Source organism: Pseudomonas sp. CFII64, assembly GCF_000416235.1.
GTDB lineage: Bacteria > Pseudomonadota > Gammaproteobacteria > Pseudomonadales > Pseudomonadaceae > Aquipseudomonas.
The window spans coordinates 1-18,807 of record NZ_ATLO01000020.1 but is presented as its reverse complement, the minus strand read 5'-3'; the positions used below and the strand labels follow the sequence as shown (position 1 = coordinate 18,807).

Genomic DNA, 18,807 nt, shown 5'->3' with positions numbered 1-18,807 from the left:
CTCCAGGAACATACCGTTTAATGACGGTTCGCCACGCGAGAGATGACTTATGCCCCATGCCGCCAAGATGACCCCTGACCTTGCCCATGCAGTCCTGCCGTCCCTTGAGCTGGAAAGTCGTCAGGGGCTTGAGCAGGCGTTTTCGCTGTTCAATCAGATGTCGGCGCAGCTGACTGATTCCTACAGCTTGCTGGAAGCACGGGTCACCGAGCTCAAGGGCGAACTGGCAGTGGTCAGCGCGCAACGTATGGCGGAGCTCGCGGAGAAAGAGCGTCTGGCGTATCGCTTGCAGAATCTGCTCGACCTGCTGCCCGGCGGGATCATCGTGATCGACGGCATGGGCAGGGTGCGCGAGGCCAATCCGGCGGCCATCGATTTGCTCGGGCAGCCGCTGGAGGGCGAGCTGTGGCGGCACGTCATCAGTCGCTGTTTTGCTCCGCGCGAAGACGACGGCCACGAAGTATCCCTCAAGGATGGTCGACGCCTGTCCATCGCCACTCGCTCGCTGGACGCCGAGCCGGGCCAGTTGGTACTGCTTAATGACCTGACAGAAACCCGCCATCTGCAAGATCAACTGGCGCGTCATGAGCGTTTGTCGTCGCTGGGGCGGATGGTGGCGTCCCTCGCCCACCAGATTCGCACGCCGCTGTCCGCCGCCTTGATCTACGCCAGTCATTTGACTGAGCAGGCACTGCCGCTGGAAACCCAGCAGCGTTTTGCCGGACGTCTGAAAGAGCGACTGCACGAGCTGGAACATCAAGTGCGGGACATGTTGGTGTTTGCCCGTGGCGAATTGCCGCTGACCGACCGACTCACGCCGCAACAGCTCTTCGCTGCATTGCAGGACGCTGCCTTGACGCACACGCAGGATGTGCAGGTGCGCTGGCAGTGTGACGCTGCGGAAGGTGAGTTGCTGTGCAATCGCGACACGCTGGTCGGTGCGCTCCTGAATCTGATTGAAAACGCGGTGCAGGCTTGCGCCGGTCAGCCGCGCTTGAAGATCCATGCCTACAGCCGGGGCAACACGCTGCGGCTGTGCATCAGTGACAACGGCAGCGGTATCGACGCTGCTGCTCTGGCGCGTATCGGCGAGCCCTTTTTCACCACCAAGACCACCGGCACCGGCCTGGGGCTGGCGGTGGTGACCGCGGTCACCCGCGCCCATCGCGGCGCCGTTCAGTACGCCTCTCGGGTCGGGCGTGGTACTTGCGCGATGGTCACGTTGCCATTGATGAGTGCGCCATCCAGCGTCGCGGATAATAACTGATGGCAATCAAGGTGCTGTTGGTCGAAGACGACCGTGCGTTGCGCGAAGCGCTGGGGGAAACCCTGGAATTGGCCGGGCATGAGTATCACGCCGTCGGGTCGGCTGAAGATGCGTTGGTCGCTGTGGCGGCTGAGCCGTTCAGCCTGGTGATCAGTGACGTCAATATGCCAGGCATGGACGGTCATCAGTTGCTCGGCCTGCTGCGCGCGCGTCAGCCGCAATTGCCGGTGCTGCTGATGACCGCCCATGGCGCGGTCGAGCGCGCCGTGGATGCGATGCGCCAGGGTGCGGCGGATTATCTGGTCAAACCGTTCGAGCCCAAGGCGATGCTGGCATTGGTTGCCCGGCATGCGCTGGGACTTCCCGGACCGGATGATGGCGATGGGCCGATCGCGGTCGAGCCGGCCAGCGCGCAGCTGCTGAACCTGGCCAGTCGCGTGGCGAAAAGTGATTCCACGGTGCTGATATCCGGCGAATCTGGCACCGGCAAGGAAGTGCTGGCGCGTTTCATTCACCAGCATTCGCCCCGAGCCGACAAGCCTTTCATCGCCATCAACTGTGCGGCGATCCCGGACAACATGCTCGAAGCCACGTTGTTCGGCCATGAAAAAGGCTCGTTCACCGGGGCCATCGCCGCCCAGGCCGGCAAATTCGAGCAGGCCGACGGCGGCACTATCCTGCTGGATGAAATTTCCGAAATGCCCATGAACCTGCAGGCAAAATTGCTGCGTGTGTTGCAGGAGCGTGAAGTCGAGCGGGTGGGCGCGCGCAAGCCCATCACTCTGGATATTCGGGTGTTGGCAACGACTAACCGTGATCTGGCCGGGGAAGTCGCCGCCGGTCGGTTCCGTGAAGATCTGTTTTATCGGTTATCGGTATTTCCGCTGGCCTGGCAACCGCTGCGCCAGCGAACCGCCGATATTCTGCCGCTAGCCGAGCGTTTACTAGCCAAGCACGTCAATAAAATGAAACATGCGGCGGTGCGTTTGTCAGCTCAGGCGCAGGCGTGTCTGGTGAGTTATGCCTGGCCCGGCAATGTCCGCGAACTGGACAACGCAGTGCAGCGCGCGCTGATTCTGCAACAGGGCGGCATCATTGAAGCGCAAGATTTCTGCCTTGCCGGGCCCGTCTCCTGCGCGCCGCTGCCAGCGCTGAACGTGGCTGCGGCGGGCGTCGCTGCGCCGTTGTTGCCAGTGGCCCAAGCGCCTACACCTGCCGACGGGGCCGTAAGTGACGGGGGCAGCGCGTTGGGCGACGATCTGCGCCGGCGCGAATTTCAGATGATTATTGACACCCTGCGTGCCGAGCGCGGTCGTCGCAAGGAGGCTGCCGAGCGGTTAGGTATCAGCCCACGTACGTTGCGCTACAAATTAGCGCAGATGCGCGATGCCGGTATGGATGTCGAAGGTCATTTATTCGCGACGTAACCTCCAGGCTACAAAAGACGTTCACCGTATCTGCATCGCCGAAACCCCGCGTAGCCGGGGGTTTTACCCTGATCAGCCGACGGATTCAACGCCCTGGCTCATGGATTTAAGTGGGGTGACTGCCCGGTCATTAATCTGCCTAAAGTGCACTAATGGCCATTGGCTGCCATCTAGCTGGCACCCTTGTTGCTTTGACATCCATGACCGCTGAATCAGTGTCAAAAATTTGCGGCCCTCACGAGAGATATTTCCATGAGCCAAGGTGTTGAATTTAATCGCTTGATGTTGGATATGCGCTCCATGCAAATGGATGCCATGGCCGCTCCGAAGGCTGCCGCCACGCCGGAAGTCGGCTCCAGCAGCTTTGCCGACATGCTTGGTCAGGCCGTCAACAAGGTTGCCGACACCCAGCAGGCGTCCAGTCAATTGGCCAGTGCCTTCGAAATCGGCAAGAGCGGCGTCGACCTCACCGACGTGATGATTTCCTCACAAAAAGCCGCCGTGTCCTTTCAGGCGCTGACTCAGGTTCGTAACAAACTGGTTCAGGCATATCAAGACATCATGCAGATGCCGGTTTAAGGACATATTGAGTCATGGCAGAAACACTCGCCGATAGCGTTCCGGCCAAGGCAGACGCCCCAGCGGGGAAGTCGCCCGTGTTCGGTCTGGCTTTCCTGGACAATCTTTCCGAGATGCCCATGCTGCGTCAGGTCGGCCTTATGGTCGGTCTCGCCGCCAGTGTGGCGATTGGCTTCGCCGTGGTGCTCTGGTCGCAGCAGCCCGATTACCGTCCGTTGTACGGAAGTCTTGCCGGGCTCGACGCCAAGCAGGTCATGGACACGCTGACGGCGGCCAACATTGCCTACACCGTGGAGCCCAACTCCGGTGCGTTATTGGTCAAGGCCGATGACGTGCAGCGGGCGCGCATCCAGCTGGCATCGGCTGGCGTGGTGCAGCAGGACGCCAACGTCGGTTTCGAGATTCTCGACAAGGATCAAGGGCTGGGGACCAGCCAGTTCATGGAAGCCACGCGCTATCGCCGTGGTCTGGAAGGCGAACTGGCGCGCACGATTTCTGCGCTCAATAACGTCAAGGGTGCCCGCGTGCACCTGGCGATCCCGAAAAGTTCGGTCTTCGTGCGTGATGACCGCAAGCCCAGTGCTTCGATTCTGGTCGAGCTGTACGCCGGTCGTTCGCTTGAGCCAAGCCAGGTGGTGGCGATCATCAATCTGGTGGCAACCAGCGTCCCCGAGTTGAACAAGTCGCAAATCACCGTCGTTGATCAGAAGGGCAATCTGCTTTCCGATCAGGCCGAAAACTCTGAATTGACCATGGCCGGCAAGCAGTTCGACTACAGCCGTCGCATGGAAGGCATGCTCACCCAGCGGGTGCAGAATATTCTGCAGCCGATCCTGGGCAATGATCGCTACAAGGCTGAAGTTTCCGCCAACGTGGATTTCAGCGCGGTGGAATCGACCGCTGAAAGTTTCAACCCGGATCAGCCGGCCTTGCGCAGCGAGCAGTCGGTCAACGAACAGCGCTCCACCAGCAGTGGCGCCCAGGGTGTACCCGGTGCGCTGAGTAATCAGCCTCCAGGTCCGGCCACCGCGCCGCAAACCACGGGTGGTGCCGCAGGTGGCGCGGCCGCTGCGATTGCGCCGGGTCAGCCGCTGCTCGATGCCAACGGTCAGCAGATCATGGACCCGGCCACCGGCCAGCCTGCCTTGGCGCCTTATCCGGCGGACAAACGTGTGCAGTCGACCAAGAACTTCGAGCTTGATCGCTCCATCAGTCACACCAAGCAGCAGCAAGGTCGTTTGACCCGGTTGTCGGTTGCGGTGGTGGTCGATGATCAGGTCAAGGTCAATGCGGCCAATGGCGAAACCACGCGCAGCCCCTGGAGTGCCGAGGATCTGAATCGCTTTACCCGTCTGGTGCAGAACGCGGTCGGCTTCGACGCCAGCCGTGGCGACACGGTAAGCGTGGTCAACGTGCCGTTTTCCGCCGAGCGCGGCGAAACGATTCCGGATATCCCGTTCTACTCGCAGCCATGGTTCTGGGACATCGTCAAACAAGCCATGGGCGTGATTTTCATCCTGGTGCTGGTGTTTGGCGTGTTGCGCCCGGTGCTCAACAACATCACCAACGGCAAGAGCAAGCAGCTGGCCGGTTTCGACGACGATATGGGCGGCATGGGTGGCATGGGCGGCGGGGACGAATTGTCCAACGACCGTGTCAGCCTTGGCGGCCCGCAGAGCATTCTGTTGCCTAGCCCGACCGAGGGTTATGACGCACAGCTGAACGCAATCAAGAGCCTGGTGGCCGAAGATCCGGGTCGAGTGGCCCAGGTCGTGAAAGAGTGGATTAACACTGATGAGTGATCGAGCCGTCGTAGCCAAGCTGAGCAAAGTCGAGAAAGCGGCCGTCCTGCTGCTGTCCCTGGGTGAAACCGATGCGGCGCAAGTGCTGCGTCACATGGGCCCCAAGGAAGTCCAGCGCGTGGGCGTGGCCATGGCGCAGATGCGCAATGTGCATCGCGAGCAGGTCGAAGAAGTCATGACCGAGTTCGTCGAGATCGTCGGCGATCAGACCAGCCTCGGGGTGGGTTCTGACGGCTATATCCGCAAGATGCTGACGCAGGCGCTGGGCGAGGACAAAGCCAACGGCCTGATCGACCGCATTCTGCTGGGTGGCAATACCAGCGGCCTGGACAGCCTGAAATGGATGGAACCGCGCGCGGTTGCCGACGTGATTCGCTTCGAGCACCCGCAGATCCAGGCTATCGTCGTGGCCTACCTCGACGCCGATCAGGCGGGCGAAGTGCTCGGGCATTTTGACCACAAGGTGCGTCTGGACATCATCCTGCGCGTATCTTCGCTGAACACCGTGCAACCGGCCGCACTGAAAGAATTGAACCAGATTCTGGAGAAGCAGTTCTCCGGCAATGCCAATACTTCACGTACCACGCTGGGCGGTATCAAGCGTGCTGCGGACATCATGAACTTCCTCGACAGCTCCATGGAAGGCACGCTCATGGATTCGATCCGCGAAGTCGACGAAGACCTCTCGGTGCAGATCGAAGACCTCATGTTCGTTTTCAACAACCTGGCGGACGTGGACGACCGTGGCATCCAGGCGCTGCTGCGCGAAGTCTCTTCGGATGTGCTGGTGCTGGCCCTCAAAGGCTCGGACGAGGCCATCAAGGAAAAGATTTTCAAGAACATGTCCAAACGCGCTGCCGAACTGTTGCGCGACGATCTGGAAGCCAAAGGGCCGGTTCGCGTCAGCGACGTGGAAACCGCACAAAAAGAAATCCTCACCATTGCGCGCCGTATGGCCGAGGCCGGGGAGATTGTGCTCGGCGGCAAAGGTGGCGAGGAAATGATTTAAGGTCTTTTAATGTCCAGCTCCAGCAAAGAACCGGCCAGCGAGCTTATTCGCGCCAAAGACGTCGGTGGTTACGACGTATTTGCCCTGCCGAGTTTCGACCCGCAGCAAGAGCCCGAACCTGAACCTGAGGTTTTGCCGGTTGAAGACGAGCCGGCCGAGATGGAAGAAGTGCCGCTGGATGAAGTCCAGCCGCTGACCCTTGAAGAACTCGAAAGCATTCGTCAGGAGGCCTACAACGAAGGCTTTGCGACCGGTGAAAAAGAAGGCTTTCACAGCACCCAACTCAAGGTCCGTCAGGAAGCTGAAGTCGCCCTGGCGGCCAAGCTTGCCAGCCTCGAACAGCTGATGGCGCACTTGTTCGATCCAATTGCCGATCAGGACACGCAAATCGAAAGGGGCGTGGTGCTGCTGGTCGAGCATATTGCCCGCAAAGTCATTCAGCGTGAGCTGACCACCGATTCCAGGCAGATCGGCAATGTCCTGCGCGATGCGCTGAAACTGTTGCCGATGGGCGCGCAAAACGTACGCATCTTCATCAATCCGCAGGACTTCGCCCAGGTCAAGGCGCTGCGCGAGCGCCATGAGGAAACCTGGCGCATCCTGGAAGATGACAGCTTGCAAGCCGGTGGTTGCCGGATCGAGACCGAGCACAGCCGGATCGACGCCAGCATCGAGACACGTATTTCCCTGGCCATGGCCAAGATGTACGACCAGATGCACGAGCAGGCGCTGCATCCGGCTGCGGCGGATCTGAGCATCGATCTTGAGCAGGCCTTGACTGCCTCTAAAGTCGTCAATCCTGACACCGAAAGCGCCGACAGCGAGAAGCCCGATGCGCCTTGATCGCACCAGCTTCGGCAAGCGTCTGGATACTTACGCCGAAGCCATTGATCTGCCGGTCCAGCCCGTTGTGGAAGGCCGTTTGTTGCGCATGGTTGGCCTGACCCTCGAAGCTGAAGGGTTGCGGGCTGCCATGGGCAGTCGGTGCGTGGTGATCAACGATGACAGCCATTCGCCGGTAGAAGTCGAAGCGGAAGTCATGGGTTTTTCCGGCGGCAAAGTATTTCTGATGCCGGTCGGCAGCGTGGCGGGTATCGCCCCAGGTGCGCGGGTCGTACCGCTGGCCGATACCGGTCGCCTGCCCATGGGCATGGCCATGCTCGGGCGCGTGCTCGATGGCGCGGGTCGGGCGCTGGACGGCAAGGGCGGCATGAAGGCTGAAGACTGGGTGCCGATGGACGGCCCGACCATCAACCCGCTCAAGCGCAACCCGATCAGTCAGCCGCTGGACGTGGGTATTCGCTGCATCAACGGATTATTGACAGTCGGACGCGGTCAGCGCCTTGGCCTGTTCGCCGGTACCGGCGTGGGCAAGAGCGTATTGCTGGGGATGATGACGCGCTTTACCGAGGCGGACATCATTGTCGTCGGCCTGATCGGTGAGCGGGGTCGTGAGGTCAAGGAATTCATCGAGCACAGTCTCGGTGAAGAAGGCCTCAAGCGTTCCGTGGTGGTGGCTTCCCCTGCGGATGACGCGCCGCTGATGCGTTTGCGCGCGGCCATGTATTGCACGCGCATCGCCGAATACTTTCGCGACAAGGGCAAGAATGTCCTGTTGCTGATGGATTCCCTGACCCGTTTCGCCCAGGCCCAGCGGGAAATTGCCCTGGCGATTGGCGAGCCGCCAGCGACCAAAGGCTATCCGCCGTCGGTGTTCGCCAAGCTGCCCAAGCTGGTCGAGCGCGCCGGTAACGCCGAAGCCGGCGGCGGCTCGATCACGGCTTTTTATACGGTGCTCTCCGAAGGCGATGACCAGCAGGACCCGATTGCCGACTCGGCGCGGGGCGTGCTTGACGGGCACATCGTTTTGTCGCGACGTCTGGCCGAAGAAGGGCATTACCCGGCCATCGACATCGAGGCTTCGATCAGCCGGGTCATGCCTTCGGTGGTCAGCCCTGAACACATGGGGCAGGCCCAGCATTTCAAGCAGTTGTGGTCGCGCTACCAGCAAAGCCGGGATTTGATCAGCGTCGGTGCGTACGTGGCCGGTGGCGATCGGGAAACCGATATGGCCATTGCCCTGCAGCCGGCGTTGGTGCGTTATCTGCGTCAGGGTTTGAATGACAACGAAAGCATGCAGGAGAGCAGCGCGCGGCTCGCGGCAGTCTTCAATCCGGCAGCGGGCGGCTGATAGACCATGGCCAAGAGTCGCGCCGAGCGTCTGGCGCCCGTGGTGGACATGGCCGAATCCGCCGAACGCGCGGCGGCGCAACGATTGGGGCACTTTCAAGGTCAGGTTCGCCTGGCAGAAGGCAAGCTCGACGAGTTGGAGCAGTTTCGTCTCAGCTATCAGCAGCAGTGGATCGACAAAGGTGGCACTGGCGTTTCCGGGCAATGGCTGATGAACTATCAACGCTTTCTCAATCAACTTGAAACTGCGGTCGGTCAACAGCGCAAAAGCCTGGAGTGGCATCAAAACAACCTGAATCAGGCGCGGGGCACCTGGCAGCAGGCGTACGCGCGGGTTGAGGGGTTGCGCAAGCTGGTCCAGCGGTACGTGGATGAGGCACGCAAGCTTGAAGATAAGCGTGAACAAAAACTACTCGATGAATTGTCCCAGCGGTTGCCGCGACACGAGCCGTTCTAGGCTGTTCTGGCTACCTCGCCTGATGATTCACCTGTCGCGATATAAGTCCGGTTTGCTGTCGCTGACGGGCGGTGTTACACCTTCGTTACGTTACGAAGACCCCACTGAGGAATTTCCCCTATGTCGGTAACCTCCGAGTTCTCTCAAAACGCACAGCAGCTGACCATCTTTATCACCGGTCGCTTCGATTTCGCTTCTCATCAGGACTTTCGTAACGCCTACGAAAGTCTGCCCAAAGAGTGCAGTTATGTCGTCGATCTGAAGGGCACCAATTACCTGGACAGCTCCGCGTTGGGGATGCTGTTGCTGCTGCGTGATCATGCTGGCGGCGAGCGATCACAGATAGAGTTGATCAATTGCAGCTCTGACGTGATCAAGATCCTGACGATCTCCAATTTCTCGAAATTGTTCAAGATAGGCTGAGCCTGTGCTGCCTCCAACGGAAAGCCTGTGCATCCTGATTGCCGACGACAACACGACTGATCGCTATCTGCTGTCGACCATCATCAGTCGCCAGGGCCACACCGTCCTGTGCGCCAGCAACGGTGTCGAGGCCGTCGAACTTTTTGAATCCGGGCGTCCGCAACTGGTATTGATGGATGCGGTCATGCCGGTCATGGACGGTTTCGAGGCGGCGCGGCGGATCAAGCAAATAGCCGGCGAGTCGCTGGTGCCGATCATTTTCCTGACCTCGATGACCGAGGGCGAAGCACTGGCCCGCTGCCTGGATGCCGGCGGCGACGATTTCATTGCCAAGCCCTACAACCAGGTGGTGCTGACGGCAAAGATCAACGCCATGAATCGTCTGCGAGTGTTGCAGGAAACGGTCCTGCAACAGCGCGATCTCATTTCCCGCCATCACGAATACCTGCTTAACGAACAGCGAGTCGCCAAGGAAGTGTTCGATCAGGTCGCTCATTCCGGTTGCCTGGACGCGCCCAATATTCGCTATCTGCAATCGCCTTATGCGCTATTCAACGGTGATCTGCTGCTCGCCACCTACACGCCCGCCGGGCACATGCATCTGTTGCTCGGGGATTTCACCGGCCACGGCTTGCCGGCTGCGGTGGGCGCGATGCCGTTGGCTGAAGTGTTCTACGGCATGACCGCCAAGGGCTTCGGGCTTGCCGAAACCCTGCGCGAGATGAATGCCAAGCTCAAACGCATCCTGCCGGTAGACATGTTTTGCTGCGCGACGCTGGTGTGCATCAACTTTCAGCAGCGCCACGTCGAAGTCTGGAATGGCGGGCTGCCGGACGGCTATTTGCTGCATACCGAAAGTGGCGAGCGTACGCCGCTGGTGTCACGGCACCTGCCGTTGGGTGTGCTGGACGCCGGTGACTTCGATGACAAGACCGAGGTTTACCCGATTGCCACCGGCGACCGGATCTTCCTGCTGTCGGACGGTGTCATCGACACCAACGACAGCGAGGACCGTCTGTTTGGCACCCAGCGTCTGCATGAGGTATTCGAAGCCAATCGCCAGCCGCATTTGCTGATCGGCGAGATCCAGCAGGCATTGACCGCTTTCGGCGGGCAGGCGCGGGATGACGTCAGTATGGTGGAGATCACCACGGTCGATCAGGCGACGCTGGGGCCGCAAACGGTCACCTATTCCGACAGTGGCGCATCGAGCCCGCTGGACTGGTCGGCGACCTTCGAATTTCGCGCCTCGACGCTCAAGCGCTTCAATCCGCTGCCTTATCTGCTGCAACTGCTGCTTGAGGTGCATGGTTTACGCAGCCAGAGCGGCGCGTTGTATAGCGTGCTTTCCGAGCTGTACAGCAATGCCCTTGAGCACGGCGTTCTCGGCCTGGATTCGAGGCTCAAAAGAGATGCGACAGGTTTTGCCCGCTATTATCGGGAGCGGGGCGAACGCCTGGTCCAGCTTGAAGAGGGCTTCATTCGCGTGCATTTACGGGTTGTTCCGGCTGAACGGGGAGGGCGGCTTACGCTGCAGGTCGAAGACAGCGGCACCGGATTCGACGCTGATACAATTCTCGCGTTGCCCCTGGTGGGCAATGAGTTGTACGGTCGCGGTCTCGGGCTGGTCCGCCAGTTGACCGAGCAAGCGTCCTGGTCCCGGGACGGTCGTATTGCCAGCGTGGAGTTTTCCTGGGAGGGAATGGCATAATCCCTGGGTGTTTCGTCATTCGAAGCGACTTGCGTTGAGCGGCGGCGATTCAAGGTTCTTGATCAAGGAGTGAACAAGTGTCGGCTATTCATTTGGATTACAGCGTATTGAATACGTTGCAGGAGATCATGGAGGATGAATATCCAACATTGCTCGACGTATTCCTGGATGACTCGGAACAACGCATAGCGCGGTTGCAGCATATGCTGCAGGGATATGCCGCAGGCACTGGCGCCTTCGACCTTCAGGAATTGAGCCTGATGGCCCACAGTTTCAAAGGCAGCAGCGGCAACATGGGAGCGCTGCATCTCGCGGACCTGTGTCGCGAGCTTGAAGAGCGCAGCCGTCGCGAAGAGGTTTCAGGCCTTGAAGACTTGCTCGCCAGCATCGATCTCGAATACGTGACCGTACGGCGGCTAATCGACGTCGAGCGTCAGTTGCATGGTGTCCTGCCATAAACTGGCCCGTATCTTGCTCCAGCATTTGGTAATACGCTCGCAACCAGCGATTCATGCGGAGACCGACATGCCCCTTGCCTCTAATCCACTCCTTCAGACCACCCCGATGGCGGCGTCCAAGACCAACGCTGCCAATAGCGTGGCCAAGGCGGCTGACAACGGCAAGGACGACAGTTCGAGCTTCTCCGACGTCTACGCCAAGCAGGCGCAGGCTAAATCCGCCGCCAACAATGACGTGCCGGCCAAGTCCGCGCGGGACAAGACGGTCCCCGCCAAGGATAAGGACGTTACGGCGAAAGACCCGGCAGCCAAAGACGCTGCCGCCGTGGATCAGACGACGGTTGCCGATAGCGGCAATACCTTGCCTGCCGACGCTGCCGCTGCTGCTGACGCCAGTGACAAGGACGCCAAGGCCGCCGAAGAAGCAGTTGCCGCCTTGCCGGTGGAAACGCCTGCACCTGAAGTAGCCCTGGACCCGGCACTTGACCCGGCGTTGCAGGCCATGGTCCAGCCTGCTGTCGTGCCGGTGAGCGATGCACCGGTTGTTGATGCCGCAGCGCTTCCTTCGGCCCCCGTCGCAATGCTCGCTGCCTCGGCTGCAACCCCTTCGGCAGCGCTCGTGCCTGGCACTGGTGTGGCAGATGATGCGTCATTCGACCCCGAGGCAGATCCGCTGGCCGGCTTGCCCGCCCTGCAGTTTGCCCTGGAGAACGCCAGCGCCAAGGCTCAGGCCGCCCAGCAAGCCAATGGCAGCAACCATGCAGACAAGACCGGCAAGTCCGGCGGCAACGATTCCGCCGACTCCGCGCAGAACATCGCCAATAACCTGACGGCCCTGGCCGATCAACTGCCCACGGATGAAGCCAGCACGGAGAGCAGCGACAAATCTTTCAGTGGCTTGCTCGATGACGGGCTTAAAGATGTCAAAAGTGCCGTCGGTGATACCCGCATGGATAACTTCGCTGACCGGCTTGCTGCAATGAGCCAGGCTGCGCAAGCGCCGCGAGCGGCCCTCACGCCGACCGTTCCGCTGATCAATCAGCCACTTGCCATGCATCAAAGCGGCTGGAGTGAAGGGGTTGTCGATCGGGTCATGTACTTGTCGAGCCAAAACCTGAAATCCGCGGAAATCCAGCTTGAGCCGGCCGAACTCGGTCGCCTGGACATTCGCGTCAACATGGCGACGGATCAGCAGACCCAGGTCACCTTCATGAGTGCTCATGTGGGCGTGCGTGAAGCGCTGGAGAGCCAGATGTCACGCCTGCGAGAGTCGTTCAGCCAACAAGGGCTGGGTCAGGTGGACGTCAACGTGTCTGATCAGAATCGCGGTTGGCAACAGCAGCAGCAAGCTCAGGAACAGGCCAGTAACAGCCAGCGCGGTTCCGGCACCAGCGGCAGTTCTTCAAGCCTGGACGGTTCGAGTGATGACGGTATTGTCGACGCCAGCGTTCCGGTCAGTCAGCCTGCGGCGCGGGTGATCGGCAGCAGTGAGGTCGATTATTACGCTTGATTGATGCGCGCGACAGTTTTGTAGGAGGGGACTTGTCCCCGAAGGCGTCGGATCGGCCAGCAGCATTTCGCCTGATCCAGCCCGGTGCCTGCGCCACCGCCTTCCCGGACAAGTCCGGTCCTGCCTGATCCGCTCCTGCGAGTCATTGCGGGCAAGCCGTGCTCCAACAAATCCCCGCCGTTAACCCCACGACAGCACTTCCCCCGCAACTCTGGCATAACACTTGCTCACCCTCTGTCACGCATCAACGAACCCCCCGAATAGTGACGGATTATTGGCATGGCGAAGAGCGACGACGTTAAAGACCCGGCTTCCAAAGGCAAACTCAAGCTCATCATCGTCCTGGTAGTGGCTTTGTTGCTCGCTGTCGGCCTGTCGGTTGGCGCGACCTGGTTTTTCATGCACAAGGCTGAGAGCAAGCCGGATCCAGCGGCAGAGGCTGCGCAGGCCGGCGTCAAGCATCCTGCGATCTTTGAAGCCATGACACCGGCCTTCGTGGTCAACTTCAATTCCAATGGTCGTCAACGCTACATGCAGGTCAGCATCACCATGCTGGCGCGCAATCAGCCCGACCTTGAAGCGTTGAAGGTGCATATGCCGGTTATCCGCAACAATCTGGTGATGATGTTTGCGGGTATCCCGTTCGAATCACTGGCAACCCCGATTGGCCAGGAAATGCTCCGTCAGAAAGCGACGGCCAGCGTTCAGGAAGTCGCACAGAAAGAACTCGGTAAAACCGTGATCGAGCAATTGCTTTTCACTAACTTCGTACTGCAGTAGGACCACGACATGGCCGTGCAAGACCTGCTGTCCCAGGATGAGATCGATGCGCTGTTGCATGGCGTGGACGATGGTCTGGTTCAGACCGAAGAAGTATCCGCACCGGGTAGCGTCAAAAGTTACGACCTGACCAGTCAGGACCGGATTGTGCGGGGTCGGATGCCGACCCTGGAAATGATCAACGAACGCTTCGCCCGTTATACCCGGATCAGCATGTTCAACCTGTTGCGCCGCTCGGCCGATGTGGCCGTCGGCGGTGTACAGGTCATGAAGTTCGGTGAGTACGTGCATTCGCTGTACGTGCCCACCAGCCTCAATCTGGTGAAGATCAAGCCGCTGCGCGGCACTGCGCTGTTCATCCTCGATGCCAAGCTGGTGTTCAAGCTGGTGGATAACTTTTTCGGCGGCGATGGCCGGCACGCGAAAATCGAAGGTCGTGAATTCACGCCGACGGAGCTGCGGGTCGTGCGTATGGTGCTGGATCAGGCGTTCATCGACCTCAAAGAAGCCTGGCAGGCGATCATGGAAGTGAACTTCGAGTACATCAACTCGGAGGTTAATCCGGCCATGGCCAACATCGTCGGGCCAAGCGAAGCAGTTGTGGTCTCCACGTTCCACATCGAACTCGATGGCGGTGGCGGCGATCTGCACGTCACCATGCCGTATTCGATGATCGAACCGGTGCGGGAAATGCTCGACGCGGGCTTCCAGTCCGACGTCGACGATCAGGACGAGCGCTGGGTCAACGCCCTCAAGCAGGACGTGATGGATGTGTCCGTGCCACTGAGCGCTACGGTTGCCCGTCGTCAATTGCTGCTACGCGACATTCTGCACATGCAGCCGGGTGACGTTATTCCCGTCGAGCTGCCGGAATCGCTGGTCATGCGCGCCAATGGCGTGCCGTCCTTCAAGGTCAAGCTGGGTTCGCACAAAGGGCATCTGGCCCTGCAAGTGATCGAGCCGATAGAGCGACGTTGACCTTTTGTCTGCGTCGAAATTTTGCTGTGTAACTGAAACACTGTTCGCTGAGGACAACCGATGGCTGATGATAAAGATATGACCTCTGCTGAAGATCAGGCATTGGCCGATGAATGGGCTGCTGCACTGGGTGAATCCGGTGATGGCGGTCAGGATGACATCGATGCACTGTTGGCGGCGGATGCCGGCAATTCGTCGGCGTCCAGCCGTCTGGCCATGGAAGAGTTCGGTAGCGTGCCGCGCAGCAACGGGCAGGTGAATCTGGATGGGCCGAATCTGGATGTGATTCTCGACATTCCGGTATCGATCTCCATGGAAGTCGGCAGCACCGACATCAACATCCGTAACCTGCTGCAACTCAACCAGGGTTCGGTGATCGAGCTGGATCGTCTGGCCGGTGAGCCGCTCGACGTGTTGGTCAACGGTACGTTGATCGCCCATGGCGAGGTTGTGGTGGTCAACGAGAAATTTGGCATCCGTCTGACTGATGTCATCAGCCCTAGCGAACGTATCAAGAAGCTGCGCTGAGTGAAGATGATGAAGCTTGCTGGAGCATTGCTGTTAATGCCGCTCAGCGCGCTGGCGGCCGAGCCTGCAGTGCAGGCCGCCGCGCCACAGGTGGCGAGTTCGCTGCCGATGGGCATGGGCGGGCAGCTGGTGCAGTTGCTGTTCGGCCTGTTGTTGGTCATCGGCCTGATCTTCGCGCTGGCCTGGACCATGCGGCGCGTGCAACGCAGCGGGCCGGGCAATCCCCAGCTCATTGAGTTGCTGGGTTCCCGGGCGCTGGGCCCGCGGGATCGACTGGTGCTGGTGCAGGTCGGCAACGAGCAGATATTGCTGGGAGTTACGCCCGGGCGAATCACGCCATTGCACGTGCTCAAGGAACCGGTGCAGGTTCCGGTCCGCGAGCAGGCCACGCCTGAGTTCGCACGCCGCCTGATGGAAATCATGGGCAACAAGGATCAGAAGGATAAGAAGTAATGCCGCGCATTCTGTTGACGCTTCTGCTGGTGCTGGCGGCGCCTGTGGCGTTCGGCGCCGATCCGTTGTCGATCCCTGCGATCACGTTGTCCAACGGCGCCAACGGCCAGCAGGAATATTCGGTCAGCCTGCAAATTCTGCTGATTATGACGGCGCTGAGCTTCATCCCGGCGTTCGTCATGCTGATGACCAGTTTCACCCGGATCATCATTGTCTTTTCCATTCTGCGGCAGGCTCTGGGCTTGCAGCAGACGCCGTCGAACCAGATTCTCACCGGCATGGCGATTTTCCTCACCCTGTTCATCATGGCGCCGGTCTTTGACCGGGTGAATCAGGACGCCTTGCAGCCTTATCTGGCAGAAAAGCTTACCGCTCAGGATGCCGTGGCCAAGGCTCAGGTGCCGATCAAGGACTTCATGCTGGCGCAGACGCGCACCAGCGATCTGGAGCTGTTCATGCGCCTGTCCAAGCGCACCGATATCCAGTCCCCCGAGCAGGCGCCGCTGACCATCCTGGTGCCGGCGTTTGTGATTTCCGAACTCAAGACCGCTTTCCAGATCGGCTTCATGATCTTCATTCCGTTTCTGGTCATCGATCTGGTGGTTGCCAGCGTATTGATGGCCATGGGCATGATGATGTTGTCGCCGCTGATCATTTCCCTGCCATTCAAGATCATGTTGTTTGTGCTGGTTGACGGTTGGGCGCTGATTATTGGCACCCTGGCCAGTAGTTTTGGTGGTGTATGACTTCTCTTGAGCGGGAGTGCGCGCGATGACGCCGGAAGTAGCCGTCGATCTGTTCCGTGAGGCGTTGTGGCTGACGACCGTGCTGGTGGCGATCCTCGTGGTACCCAGTCTGCTCTGCGGTTTGCTGGTCGCCATGTTTCAGGCGGCTACCCAGATCAACGAACAGACCTTGAGCTTTCTGCCGCGTCTGATCGTGATGCTGATTACCCTGATCGTTGCCGGTCCGTGGCTGCTCAAAGTGTTCATGGAATACATCCTGGCGCTCTACACCAGCATTCCCACCGTGATCGGCTAGCGCTTGTGGATGCTGTCCTTGCACTCACCGACGGGCAAATAGGCACTTGGGTTGCCAGCTTCATGCTGCCGATGTTTCGCATCACCTCGCTGCTGATGACGATGCCGATTTTCGGTACGACGCTGGTGCCCAGGCGCATTCGTCTGTATTTCGCGCTGGCCATTACCGTGGTGATCGCCCCCGTGTTGCCGCCCATGCCGCAAGTCAACGCGCTGGACCTCAGCGCGCTGTTGCTCATCGGTGAGCAAATCATCATCGGTGCCGGGCTGGGGCTGTTTCTGCAGCTGTTCTTTCAGGCGTTCGTGATTGCCGGTCAGATCATCTCGACGCAGATGGGCATGGGCTTTGCGTCCATGATCGACCCCACCAACGGCGTCTCCGCTGCGGTGATCGGGCAGTTCTTCACCATGCTGGTCACGCTGTTGTTCCTGGGGATGAACGGCCATCTGGTAGTCCTGGAAACCCTGGTCGAAAGCTTCACCACGATGCCAGTCGGCAGCGGCTTGCTCGTGTCCAACTTCTGGACGCTTGCCAACAGCCTCGGCTGGGTGATGGGCGCGGCGCTGACGCTGGTATTGCCGGCGATCACTGCGTTGCTGGTGGTCAATATCGCCTTTGGCGTGATGACTCGCGCCGCGCCGCAACTGAACATCTTCTCTATCGGTTTCCCGCTGACGCTGGTGTTGGGCATGGGCATTTTGTGGATCAGCCTGGGTGACATTCTCAATCAGTACCAACCGCTGGTGGCTGAGGCGTTGCGAACGTTCCGCGATATGGTGAGGGCACGCTGATGGCCGAGAACGAGAATGGTCAGGACAAGACAGAAGACCCCACGGAAAAAAAGAAATCGGAAGCCCGGAAAGATGGGCAGATTGCTCGATCCAAGGAACTCAACACCTTGGTGATCATGTTGGTCGGTGCTGGCGGGTTGTTGTCCTTTGGCAGCGACATAGCGCAAATGATGATGGAGTTGATGCGCTCGAATTTCATCATCAGTCGCGAAATGCTCATGGACCAAAGCTACATGGCCAAGATGCTGCTGATCTCCGGCAAGCTGGCGCTGGTTGCCATGCTGCCTTTTCTGATCGCGCTGATGCTTGCCTCGCTCATTGCCCCGATTTCCCTGGGTGGCTGGCTATTCTCAGCCAAGACCCTGGCCCCCAAGTTCAGTCGCATGAACCCGGCCTCAGGTCTCAAGCGCATGGTGTCGACCACAGCGCTGATCGAGTTGCTCAAGAGTTTTGGCAAGTTTCTGATTGTCCTGGTCGTTGCCCTGGTGGTTCTGGACAAGGATAAGGCCGACCTGATTTCCATCGCTCATGAACCCCTGGAAATGGCGATCATCCACAGCTTGCAGGTAGTCGGCTGGAGCACGCTGTGGATGGCCTGCGGTTTGATGATCATTGCCGCCATCGACGTGCCGTATCAGATCTGGGAAGCGCACAAGAAACTGCTGATGACCAAGCAGGAAATCCGTGACGAACACAAGGACGCGGAAGGACGGCCGGAAGTCAAGCAGCGCATTCGTCAATTGCAGCGTGACATGTCCCAGCGCCGCATGATGGAGTCGATCCCCACTGCGGATGTGATCATCACCAACCCAACCCACTTCGCCGTTGCCCTCAAATACGATCCGGAGCAGGGCGGCGCGCCGATGCTGGTGGCCAAGGGTACTGATTTCATCGCCTTGAAAATCCGCGAAATCGGCGCTCACCATCAGATTCTGATTCTCGAATCCCCAGGGCTGGCGCGCTCGATCTACTACAGTACCGAACTGGATCAGGAGATCCCGGCCGGGCTTTATCTGGCGGTGGCTCAGGTGCTGGCGTATGTCTATCAGATTCGCCAGTTTCATTCCGGGCGAGGCAAGCGGCCGGATCCGTTGGGGGATATTTCCATTCCACCGGATTTACGGCGTGATTCCTGATTTTCGCGGTCGTTGAACGCTGGTGTCGGACTGGATTTATCCGGGAAGGCGTCGGCGCGCGGCGCATCTGGCACTACGCCTCGCTAACAAGTTGGTTCTACAGGCGCAGAGCCGGTAGACGATCCGTTGGCGAGGCTTGCCCGCGAATTGATTTGGCGCACGCCTAAATCTCCGACTAAAGCTGACGCGCCTTGAATTGCGCTGCACCAACAGCATTTGCGGTGCGACTTATTCCGGTTTCGCCCTGACGGTCGACCCCTTTGTTTC

20 protein-coding genes are annotated in these 18,807 nt (G+C 59.6%); all 20 read left to right on the top strand.

What is annotated here, in order from left to right:
* Positions 1–49 precede the first annotated feature (49 nt).
* The 20 genes from CFII64_RS10450 to flhB all read left to right on the top strand — a co-directional run bounded on the left by CFII64_RS10450 (position 50) and on the right by flhB (position 18,540).
* On the top strand, positions 50–1,267 hold the full coding sequence (locus CFII64_RS10450) for a PAS domain-containing sensor histidine kinase (protein WP_020290738.1): 1,218 nt from the start codon (positions 50–52) through the stop codon (positions 1,265–1,267).
* Entirely contained in the window at positions 1,267–2,694 is a 1,428-nt protein-coding gene (locus CFII64_RS10445; RefSeq protein ID WP_020290737.1) for a sigma-54 dependent transcriptional regulator, read from the top strand. Before CFII64_RS10450 ends, CFII64_RS10445 begins: the two co-directional genes overlap by 1 nt.
* Positions 2,695–2,946: 252 nt before the next feature.
* Complete coding sequence (fliE, locus tag CFII64_RS10440; RefSeq protein ID WP_020290736.1) at positions 2,947–3,273, top strand: flagellar hook-basal body complex protein FliE; 327 nt, start codon at positions 2,947–2,949, stop codon at positions 3,271–3,273.
* A gap of 14 nt (positions 3,274–3,287) precedes the next feature.
* Positions 3,288–5,075 (top strand): flagellar basal-body MS-ring/collar protein FliF, encoded by a 1,788-nt coding sequence (fliF, locus tag CFII64_RS10435; protein WP_020290735.1) that lies wholly within the window; start codon positions 3,288–3,290, stop codon positions 5,073–5,075.
* Positions 5,068–6,084 carry a flagellar motor switch protein FliG gene (gene fliG / locus CFII64_RS10430; RefSeq protein WP_020290734.1) on the top strand — a complete coding sequence of 339 codons (1,017 nt, stop codon included), beginning with the start codon at positions 5,068–5,070 and terminating at the stop codon, positions 6,082–6,084. The genes fliF and fliG overlap by 8 nt, the downstream gene beginning before the upstream one ends.
* Before the next feature lie 9 nt (positions 6,085–6,093).
* A complete protein-coding gene (gene fliH, locus CFII64_RS10425) occupies positions 6,094–6,927 on the top strand; it encodes a flagellar assembly protein FliH (RefSeq protein ID WP_020290733.1) in 834 nt (277 codons plus the stop codon).
* Positions 6,917–8,275 carry a flagellar protein export ATPase FliI gene (fliI, locus tag CFII64_RS10420; RefSeq protein WP_020290732.1) on the top strand — a complete coding sequence of 453 codons (1,359 nt, stop codon included), beginning with the start codon at positions 6,917–6,919 and terminating at the stop codon, positions 8,273–8,275. The genes fliH and fliI overlap by 11 nt, the downstream gene beginning before the upstream one ends.
* Positions 8,276–8,281: 6 nt before the next feature.
* The gene (gene fliJ, locus CFII64_RS10415; protein ID WP_020290731.1) at positions 8,282–8,731 is read left to right on the top strand and encodes a flagellar export protein FliJ; all 450 of its coding nucleotides are present in this window, start codon (positions 8,282–8,284) and stop codon (positions 8,729–8,731) included.
* 120 nt (positions 8,732–8,851) lie between these two features.
* The gene (locus tag CFII64_RS10410) at positions 8,852–9,154 is read left to right on the top strand and encodes an STAS domain-containing protein (protein WP_020290730.1); all 303 of its coding nucleotides are present in this window, start codon (positions 8,852–8,854) and stop codon (positions 9,152–9,154) included.
* Between the two features lie 4 nt (positions 9,155–9,158).
* On the top strand, positions 9,159–10,865 hold the full coding sequence (locus CFII64_RS10405) for a fused response regulator/phosphatase (protein WP_020290729.1): 1,707 nt from the start codon (positions 9,159–9,161) through the stop codon (positions 10,863–10,865).
* Between the two features lie 128 nt (positions 10,866–10,993).
* Complete coding sequence (locus CFII64_RS10400) at positions 10,994–11,323, top strand: Hpt domain-containing protein (protein WP_052026616.1); 330 nt, start codon at positions 10,994–10,996, stop codon at positions 11,321–11,323.
* A gap of 67 nt (positions 11,324–11,390) precedes the next feature.
* Complete coding sequence (locus CFII64_RS10395) at positions 11,391–12,833, top strand: flagellar hook-length control protein FliK (RefSeq protein WP_044901289.1); 1,443 nt, start codon at positions 11,391–11,393, stop codon at positions 12,831–12,833.
* A 279-nt stretch (positions 12,834–13,112) separates the two neighbouring features.
* The gene (gene fliL / locus CFII64_RS10390) at positions 13,113–13,613 is read left to right on the top strand and encodes a flagellar basal body-associated protein FliL (RefSeq protein WP_020290726.1); all 501 of its coding nucleotides are present in this window, start codon (positions 13,113–13,115) and stop codon (positions 13,611–13,613) included.
* Between the two features lie 9 nt (positions 13,614–13,622).
* A complete protein-coding gene (gene fliM / locus CFII64_RS10385) occupies positions 13,623–14,591 on the top strand; it encodes a flagellar motor switch protein FliM (protein WP_020290725.1) in 969 nt (322 codons plus the stop codon).
* Positions 14,592–14,651: 60 nt separating this feature from the next.
* On the top strand, positions 14,652–15,119 hold the full coding sequence (gene fliN / locus CFII64_RS10380) for a flagellar motor switch protein FliN (RefSeq protein ID WP_020290724.1): 468 nt from the start codon (positions 14,652–14,654) through the stop codon (positions 15,117–15,119).
* 6 nt (positions 15,120–15,125) lie between these two features.
* Entirely contained in the window at positions 15,126–15,572 is a 447-nt protein-coding gene (gene fliO / locus CFII64_RS10375; protein WP_044901292.1) for a flagellar biosynthetic protein FliO, read from the top strand.
* On the top strand, positions 15,572–16,318 hold the full coding sequence (gene fliP / locus CFII64_RS10370; protein ID WP_020290722.1) for a flagellar type III secretion system pore protein FliP: 747 nt from the start codon (positions 15,572–15,574) through the stop codon (positions 16,316–16,318). The genes fliO and fliP overlap by 1 nt, the downstream gene beginning before the upstream one ends.
* Before the next feature lie 25 nt (positions 16,319–16,343).
* The gene (locus CFII64_RS10365) at positions 16,344–16,613 is read left to right on the top strand and encodes a flagellar biosynthetic protein FliQ (RefSeq protein ID WP_020290721.1); all 270 of its coding nucleotides are present in this window, start codon (positions 16,344–16,346) and stop codon (positions 16,611–16,613) included.
* 62 nt (positions 16,614–16,675) lie between these two features.
* Positions 16,676–17,404: a flagellar biosynthetic protein FliR gene (fliR, locus tag CFII64_RS10360; protein ID WP_020290720.1), complete on the top strand. Its 729-nt coding sequence runs from the start codon at positions 16,676–16,678 to the stop codon at positions 17,402–17,404.
* Positions 17,404–18,540 (top strand): flagellar biosynthesis protein FlhB, encoded by a 1,137-nt coding sequence (gene flhB / locus CFII64_RS10355; RefSeq protein ID WP_020290719.1) that lies wholly within the window; start codon positions 17,404–17,406, stop codon positions 18,538–18,540. Before fliR ends, flhB begins: the two co-directional genes overlap by 1 nt.
* Positions 18,541–18,807: the final 267 nt, after the last annotated feature.